We start from the raw sequence: 8,216 nt of genomic DNA, 5'->3' as shown, positions 1-8,216 counted from the left end.
GGGGGGGCGCCGGGGCGCGCCTCCGTTTGCGGGGACGGCGGGGGGGTGGGGGGGGGCGCCGCGGCGCCCCCCCGCGGGGGGGCGGGGGGGGGGGCGGCCCCCCGCGACCATGACGGCCACCCAGTCGCACAGCGACTCGACGAGTTCCATCACGTGGGAGGAGAAGACGACCGTGGCGCCCGATCCCGTGTACCGCTCCAGGACACCGCGGATGCTCTGCGCGGAGACGGGGTCGACGCCCTCGAACGGCTCGTCGAGGAAGAGGACTTCGGGGTTGTGGAGGAGGGCGGCGGCGAGGCCGATCTTCTTGCGCATGCCCGTCGAGTAGTCGACGACGAGCTTGTGCTGGGCACCCGCGAGGTCGAGGACGTCGAGGAGCTGAGTGGCGCGCTTGTCCACCTCCGCACCGGGCAGGCCGCGCAACCGGCCGGTGTAGGCAAGGAGTTCGCGCCCGGAGAGCCGCTCGAACAGCCGCAGGCCCTCGGGCAGGACGCCGATCCGGGCCTTCACCGCCGCCGGGTCGCGCCACACGTCACGGCCCACGACCTCGACGGTGCCCTGGTCCGGCCTGAGCAGTCCGGTCACCATCGAGAGGGTGGTGGTCTTCCCGGCCCCGTTCGGGCCGACGAGCCCGATGAACCGGCCCGCGGGCAGCTCCAGGTCGATCCCGCCGACGGCGACCTGCTCCCCGAACCGTTTCCAGAGCCCTTGCACGTGTACGGCTGCTCCCTGGGTCATGTAGGCACCCTACGGGGGAGCGCCCCCGTCCCGGGGCCGGGGAACCGCGCGGCCGGCCACGACGAGGCCGGACCGGACCCGCGGTCCTACAGCGCTACAGCCCTACCGTCCTACCGGTCCCGTCCGCATGCGTAGGCGAGCGGTGAGATCAGCTCCTCCACGTCCGGCAGCCAGCGGTTCGCGGGCGTGGGGCGACAGGCCCACTGCACCGCCCCCCGGGACCCGAACCGGGTCGGCGGCGCGGCGATGTACGAGCCCTCGCCGAGCGCGAGGAGGTCGAGCGAGGCAGGCGGCCAGCCGAGCTTGCGTACCAGGTCGGGGACCTTCGCGGCGGCGCCGGGGAGCACGAAGAAGTGCATGCGCCGGTCCGGCGCGCACGTCACCGGACCGAGCGTCAGCTCCATCCGCTCCATCCGGGCGAGCGCGAGGAAGCCGGCCGACTCGGGCACGTCGATCGCGTCGAACGTACGCCCGGTGGGCAGCAGGATCGACGCCGTGGGCTGCTTCGACCACAGGCGGCGGGCGACGGTCGCGCTGCCGGTCGTCTGCGCGGCCCAGTCCTCGCGCACCGGATGTGCGCCGGGCGCGGGGCATCCGCCGTCGCCGCAGGAGCAACGCTGTGTCCCGTCGACGGCTTCCAGCCAGGCCCCCGGGAACACGTCCCAGTGGCGTTCCTCGGCATATCGCACGGCGGTGTCCAGCAGCGATTCGCCGCGCTGCTTCGGGATCTGGGCGGCCTCGGGCCCCGCGATGGTCTCTTCCACGATGAACACAACTCTGGTGGCCACGGGGGGTTACGGGCGTCCCGTGCGCGGGGGAGGGGCATCGTTCCCGCATGTGGGGCGCATGGATGCACGGGTGGGGGCGCGCATGGGGAACGGCAGCGGGGGGTGGGTAACCAGCGGAGGGGTCGGGCAACTGCCCTTACCCCGGCAATCCTCACATGCCTCGCATCTTCGGTATGTCTGCGGGGCATTGATCTTCATGGCCGACCTCGTTCCGTGTCGTCGGCCGATCGAGGACACGTCACACCGGTGCGTGGGCAGGCACCGCAGCCACAGGGGGTACGCATGGCCGCAAGGCCGCTCGTCGCGCGGCAGCCGAACGAACGACTGCAGGCGCTCATCCAAGAAGCGGGCTGTTCCAACGCCGGCCTGGCCCGCCGGGTCAACATGTGCGGCGCGGAGCACGGCCTCGACCTGCGCTACGACAAGACGTCCGTGGCCCGCTGGCTGCGAGGCCAGCAGCCGCGGGGGAGGGCCCCCGCGATCATCGCGGAGGCGCTGGGCCGCAAGCTCGGCCGTACGGTCACGATCGACGAGATCGGCATGGCCAACGGCAAGAACCTCGCCTCCGGCGTCGGACTGCAGTTCTCGCCGACCGTCCTCGGGGCCATCGAGCAGGTGTGTGAGCTGTGGCGGAGCGACGTCGGGCGCAGGGACTTCCTGTCCGGGTCGTCCGTCGCCGCCTCCGCGCTCGTCGAGCCCAGCCGCGACTGGCTGATCTCCGCGCCGGACTCCCAGGTGGCGCGCGCGGCGGGCCCGAGGGTCGGGCTCTCGGACGTGGCGGCGGTCCGCGCGATGACCCAGGCGCTGGTGGACCTCGACCACCAGTACGGCAGCGGCCATGTCCGCCCGGTCGTCGTGCACTACCTCAACAGCGTGGTCTCCGGGCTGCTCGCGGGCTCCTACCGGGAGGCGGTCGGGCGTGAACTCTTCGCCGCGGTCTCCCGGTTGACGGAACTCGCGGGCTACATGGCCATCGACACCGGTCAGCCGGGACTCGCCCAGCGCTACTACATCCAGGCGCTGCGGCTCGCCCAGGCGGCCGGGGACCGGGGGTACGGCGGCTACGTACTCGCCGCGTCCATGAGCCACTTGGCGGCGCAGCTCGGCAACCCGCGCGAGATCGCACAGCTGGCGCGCGCCGCCCAGGAGGGCGCGCGGGGCCGGGTGACACCGCGCGCGGAGTCGATGTTCCACGCCGCGGAGGCGCGCGGGCACGCGCTGATGGGCGACGCGCGCGCCGCCCAGGTGGCGTCCGGGCGCGCGGTCACCGCGCTGGAGTCCGCCGACGCGGCCTCGGGCGACGACCCGACGTGGATCGCGCACTTCGACGAGGCTTATCTCGCCGACGAGTTGGCGCACTGCCACCGGGACCTGGGGCAGTCGGAGGCGGCCGCGCGGTGCGCGGAGGAGTCGCTGGCCGGGCATCCGGAGTCGCGGGCCCGCCGCCGCGCCATCGGCTATGTGCTGCTCGCCACCGCGCAGGTCCAGCAGCGCGAGGTGGAGCAGGCGTGTCATACGGGGCTGCGGGCGGTCGAGTTGCTGGGCACGCTGCGTTCCAACCGCGGCGCCGAGTACCTGGAGGACCTGCAACAACGCCTCGATCCCTACCGGGACGAGCCGGTGGTGAGGGAGTTCGGGGCGAGGCTGGAGCTTCAGGCGGCCGCGTGAACGTTTGCCACGCGCGGGCGTGAACGGCGGGAAAACGACGGTGTCCCGCGGGAGAGGAGGGGAATACAGCGCACGGCGGGGCGTATTCGTTACCCAGGTCACAGGGAGCAGGGGTGTTGGCCCGTGCTGCGTGGCACGGGCTCGTGGGGACCCGGTAGCGTGAGCCGACGATTCCGAAGGTCCCCCATAAGTAGGAGTCCCGGTGACGCAGAGTGGACAGGGCGAGCAGCCCTCGGCGCGCCCCGCGCGTGAAGGCATCGTGCTGCCCTCCGACGGTGGCGAGCCGCTGCTGCCGGGCATGACGGGCGACCAGGCCGTTCCGGCGGGAGGCCGGTCCTGGGACCAGCGGTGGGGTCCCGACCCCGCGGCCGCTCCCGCCCCACAGCCCGGTGAGGGCTGGGGGCCGCCGGCGAACGGCACCCAGACCTGGGGCGAGTCCGGTGCGGGCCGGCCGGCCGAGTCCGGCGGGGAATGGGGCGCCCGCGAGGCGTCGCCCCAGGGTTCCGCCGGCTGGTCGGCGGGGTCGGACCAGGCCCCGGACGCGCGCTGGGGCACGTCCGCCCAGCAGGGCGCGCAGGCGCCGCAGCAGGGTCCGGGCGCCGGGCCGCTCCCGGCCGAGGGCGCGCCGCCCCAGCCCTACGGCGGGCAGCAGCCACCGTCGTACGGCGGCCACGGGACGTCCTCGTACGAGAACGGCTCGTACGGGAACGGCTCCTACGACAACGGACAGGCCCAGGCGTACGGCGCTCAGGGCGGCCAGGCGCAGGACAGGTACGCGGGAGGCGGCCAGTCCGCGCCGCTGCCGCACGCCGTCAGCCCCGGTGCCCTGCCGCCCGTCGCCGACGAGGGCGCCACGCAGTACATCCCGCCCGTCCCGGCCGCCGACGAGGGCGCGACCCAGTTCCTGCCGCCGATCGGCCCCGGCGCCCTGCCGCCCGAGGTGAGCGGGGGCCCGCAGTTCCCGGGGCACGCGCCCCAGGGGCTGCCCGGCGCCGGATCGCCGTCCCCGGCCGCGAACCCGGACGCCGAGGCCACCCAGTACATGGCTCCGGTCCCCGCCGACCAGCCCCCGGCGGCGTACGGGATAGGCCCGGGCGGCCCGGAGGACCGGCAACCGCCCGCCGAGTTCGACAACCTGTTCCGCGCCGATTCGGGCGCACCGGAAGGGCCCGCGTCCACGCAGCAGCTTCCGCGCTTCGAAGCAGAGGCCCCGCACACCCCGCAGGCCCCGCACACCCCGTACGCGGCGCAGGCTCCGTATGCCCAGCAGGCTCCGTATGCCCCGCAGGCCCCGGGGGCGCCCGGTGGGCCGGGCGGGCGGGCCGCCACCCGGCGCGGCGCGGCGCCCGAGGGCGGTGGCGGGCGCAGGGGTTCACGCGTCCCGCTGATCGCCGCCGTCGGCATCGGCATCGTCGTGCTCGGTGTCGGCGCCGGTGCCCTGCTCAGCGGCGGCGGCGGAAGCGGCGGCACCGCGGACGGCGGCAGCAAGAACGTGTCGGCGACGGCCGCCGCCACCGACGGCTCGGCGCCCGCGGGTACCGACCCGGTCAAGGCCCAGGCCGTCGCGCTGGACAAGCTCCTCGCGGACAGCAACAACAGCCGTGACTCGGTCGTCAAGGCCGTCGAGAACGTGAAGGCGTGCAACAACCTGGGCCAGGCGGCCGGCGATCTGCGGGGCGCGGCCAAGCAGCGCGCCGGGCTCGTCACCCGGCTCTCCGCCCTCTCCGTCGACAAGCTCCCGAACCACGCCGCGCTGACCGCCGCGCTGAACAACGCGTGGAAGGCCTCCGCGGCGGCCGACAACCACTACGCGGCCTGGGCCGACCAGGTGGGTGGCAAGAGGGGCTGCAAGGGCGGCCACGCCCGGAGCACCGGGCAGACCCAGGCGGCCAACGCGGCCAGTGGCACCGCGAGCGCGCAGAAGGCGAAGGCCGCCGGACTGTGGAACGCCATCGCGTCGAAGTACGGACTGACGCAGCGCACACCGATCCAGCTGTGAAAACCGCGGGGGCCCGCCGCACCGGATGATCCGGCGCGGCGGGCCCCCGGCGGCTCAGTGCTGGTCCGCGTTCTCCAGGGTCTGCGACTCGTCCTTGAACTTGCCGTCGCCGGCGGGGACCAGCTGGCCCTGCCGCACCACCTGGAACGTGACGTTGGCGTTGACCAGGCGCGGGAAGTCGACGGCCGCGATCAGGTCCTCGAAGCGCCAGCTGAGCGTCGGGGTGAGCCCGCCCGTGGTCACCTTGAGGCCGTTGTCGAGGGTCTGCCGGATCGCGTTCGAGGTCACGTCGCCGCCGAGCGACTCCACGATCTCCTTGAACACGTTGTACGCGATCCAGGTGGTCTGCACCCCGGCGTCCGCGGGGTCGATCCGGTTGTCGCCGAAGGCCTGCTCCTTGATGACCTTGCGCATCGGGCTCCAGCGCGCGTCGCTGGCCACCGGGTACCAGCCGGTGACGTACGCGCCCTCGTAGGGGCCCGACTTCCCGCCGCTGGCGTCGATCCGAGACTGGTCGATGCTGCCGAGCACCGTGCCCGTCCCCACCTTCCGGTAGTCCGCGCGGCTGCGCCGGAAGGAGTCCATGAAGGTGTCCGTGCGGTCCCCGAGCGCCGTCACCACGCACCCCGTGTTCTGCGGGTTCGCGGTCGCGTGGTCGAGAGCGCGCTTGGCCTGCCCGGAGTACTCGGTCGCGTCCTCGGCGGCCCGCTGGTCGTCGGCGGGCGCGTGCTTCTGCGTCTTGAGGCCCGAGTCGAGCAGTACCGGGAGCTGGTCGCCCGCGACGGTGTCGGGGCGGATCAGCGACACCGGGCCGCACTTATTGCCGAGCTGCTCCCCGAGGCCGGCGAGCAGCGCGGGCGCGCCGCCGTTGATCGGGTAGGAGTCCGGGCTCGTGAACTCGTCGTCGGTGACGCCGTAACCGCCGATGTACGGGATGCCGGCGGCCTCCAGCGGAGCCAGGAACGAGCGGCCGTGCTGGCTGTACGAGCCGACGACGGCGACCACGTTCTCCTTGGCCGCGCGCCGGGCGCACTGCGCGGCACCCACGGTGTCGTTGTGGTCGTTGCAGGTCAGGACGGTGAGCTTGTGGCCCTTGATGCCGCCGTGCGCGTTCACCCAGCGGGCGTAGGCCTGGGCCATGGCGGGCATACCGGGCTTGTTGGTCGCCGCGGTGTCCTGAGGGGCCCAGGTCATCACCTTGATGGTGTCGTCCCCGGAACCCCCCACACCGGGTACGACGCCGCAGCCGACGGCGATCGACGCGGACGCGACCAGCGCGGCCGCGGACAGCAGTCTGGCGCCTGTGGGTCGGGGGTGAGTGGGTGAGGTGGTGCGGGTACGTCGCCTGCCGGTCATGGACACGCACGATTCCCCCACATCACAAACCCGTGTGTGACCCGTGGTCAACACGAGGTGACTTAGGGGTGAATTGGAGGGGCGGATGATCTGCTTTTCATGAAGAACGTACGATCGGTGACCGTGCAAGGTTCGGAGAACTCTTCCCGTCGCGGCCGTCGCTCCCCCACCATGGGCGGCATGCCACTGAACGACATGCCCTGGTGGCGCTGGCGCAGCAATGTGCGCTCCGCGCTGCACATGCTCTCCGACCCCGCCTTCCAGCGTGACGTCTGGCTGGCCGGCGTCGACGGATACGGGGACGTCACCGATGCCGTGTACCGGCTGGTCGAGGACACCTGGCTGGACAACTGGTCCGCCGAGAAGTACGTCGGCACGATCTTCCGGGACTCCCAGGAGGCGGCCCTCGTCGACACCGCGGTACTCCGCGTCCTGCGGATCATGCACCAGGTCGGACCCGACGCTCCGGTCTCCGCGTACGTCGACCACGCCTCCTGGCCGGAGGCGGTGCGGGCGGCGCGCGACGCGCATGTCCGGCTGGCCGCGAGCGACGGCGAGGACCCCGACGTCCCACCGCGCACGCTGGAGGTACTGCGGATCGTGACGCGCTCGGCGTAGCACCCCGGCGCGGGCGTCCGCGTGGCGGGACGGTCGTCCGTCGCGGAGGCCCCGTATGGGACCCTGTGGCGCATGAACGAGCAGTCCGTGCGCGCCGCCGAGCCCGCCGAGCAGTACGTCCTGACCCTCTTCTGCCCGGACAAGAAGGGGATCGTGCACGCCGTGTCGAGCTACCTCTTCATGACCGGCTGCAACATCGAGGACAGTCAGCAGTTCGGCGACCACGACACGGGCCTGTTCTTCATGCGCGTCCACTTCTCGGCGGAGTCGCCGGTGACCGTGGACAAGCTGCGGGCGACCTTCGCGGCCATCGGCGACTCCTTCCACATGGACTGGCAGATCAACCGGGCCGAGGACAAGATGCGCATCGTCCTCATGGTCAGCAGGTTCGGCCACTGTCTCAACGACCTGCTTTTCCGCGCGCGGACCGGGGCGCTGCCCGTCGAGATCGCGGCCGTGGTGTCCAACCACACGGACTTCGCCGAGCTTGTGGACTCGTACAACATCCCCTTCCACCACATTCCGGTGACCAGGGACACCAAGGCGCAGGCCGAGGCGCAGCTGTTGGAGCTGGTCAGGGCCGAGGACGTCGAGCTGGTCGTGCTGGCGCGCTACATGCAGGTGCTCTCCGACGACCTGTGCAAGCAGCTCAGCGGCCGGATCATCAACATCCACCACTCCTTCCTGCCGAGCTTCAAGGGCGCCAAGCCGTACCACCAGGCACACGCCAGGGGGGTCAAGCTCATCGGCGCCACCGCGCACTACGTCACCGCGGACCTCGACGAGGGCCCGATCATCGAGCAGGAGGTCGAACGGGTCGCGCACGACGTGACCCCCGACCAGCTCGTCGCGCTCGGCCGGGACGTGGAGTGCCGGGCGCTGGCGCGGGCGGTGAAGTGGCACGCGGAACGCCGGATCCTCCTGAACGGCCGCCGCACGGTCATCTTCGCGTAGCCGACGCGGCCCGCGCCCCCTGGGGGCTCCGCCCCCAGACCCCCGTATCGGCCTTAAGGGCCTTGTCCTCAAACGCCGGACGGGCTGAACTACCC

6 protein-coding genes and 1 pseudogene are annotated in these 8,216 nt (G+C 72.7%); 4 read left to right on the top strand and 3 right to left on the bottom strand.

What is annotated here, in order from left to right; translation table 11 throughout:
• Window positions 1-92: 92 nt before the first annotated feature.
• Both ACFV2J_RS21660 and ACFV2J_RS21655 read right to left on the bottom strand, forming a co-directional pair.
• Window positions 93-738 (bottom strand): annotated as a pseudogene (locus ACFV2J_RS21660) (ABC transporter ATP-binding protein); the annotation flags it as partial.
• Window positions 739-848: 110 nt separating this feature from the next.
• Complete coding sequence (locus ACFV2J_RS21655; RefSeq protein WP_385095878.1) at window positions 849-1,511, bottom strand: bifunctional DNA primase/polymerase; 663 nt, start codon at window positions 1,509-1,511, stop codon at window positions 849-851.
• A gap of 297 nt (window positions 1,512-1,808) precedes the next feature.
• Here ACFV2J_RS21655 and ACFV2J_RS21650 point away from each other — a divergent pair, with 297 nt between their 5' ends.
• Together ACFV2J_RS21650 and ACFV2J_RS21645 are read left to right on the top strand one after the other, a co-directional pair.
• Window positions 1,809-3,194 (top strand): transcriptional regulator, encoded by a 1,386-nt coding sequence (locus ACFV2J_RS21650; protein ID WP_385440059.1) that lies wholly within the window; start codon window positions 1,809-1,811, stop codon window positions 3,192-3,194.
• Window positions 3,195-3,396: 202 nt separating this feature from the next.
• On the top strand, window positions 3,397-5,193 hold the full coding sequence (locus ACFV2J_RS21645; protein ID WP_385095875.1) for a hypothetical protein: 1,797 nt from the start codon (window positions 3,397-3,399) through the stop codon (window positions 5,191-5,193).
• Window positions 5,194-5,247: 54 nt separating this feature from the next.
• On the opposite strand, the gene ACFV2J_RS21640 is transcribed toward ACFV2J_RS21645, so the two are convergent.
• Window positions 5,248-6,549 carry an ABC transporter substrate-binding protein gene (locus tag ACFV2J_RS21640; protein ID WP_385097600.1) on the bottom strand — a complete coding sequence of 434 codons (1,302 nt, stop codon included), beginning with the start codon at window positions 6,547-6,549 and terminating at the stop codon, window positions 5,248-5,250.
• 117 nt (window positions 6,550-6,666) lie between these two features.
• On the opposite strand from ACFV2J_RS21640, the gene ACFV2J_RS21635 reads away from it, so the two are divergent.
• Both ACFV2J_RS21635 and purU read left to right on the top strand, forming a co-directional pair.
• Entirely contained in the window at window positions 6,667-7,167 is a 501-nt protein-coding gene (locus tag ACFV2J_RS21635; protein WP_385097602.1) for a hypothetical protein, read from the top strand.
• A 72-nt stretch (window positions 7,168-7,239) separates the two neighbouring features.
• Window positions 7,240-8,121 (top strand): formyltetrahydrofolate deformylase, encoded by an 882-nt coding sequence (purU, locus tag ACFV2J_RS21630; RefSeq protein WP_385097598.1) that lies wholly within the window; start codon window positions 7,240-7,242, stop codon window positions 8,119-8,121.
• Window positions 8,122-8,216 lie beyond the last annotated feature (95 nt).

Source organism: Streptomyces sp. NPDC059668 (assembly GCF_042734135.1).
Classification (GTDB): domain Bacteria; phylum Actinomycetota; class Actinomycetes; order Streptomycetales; family Streptomycetaceae; genus Streptomyces.
Note: the sequence above shows the minus strand (reverse complement) of the source record. Positions and strands in the feature narration are given on the sequence as shown.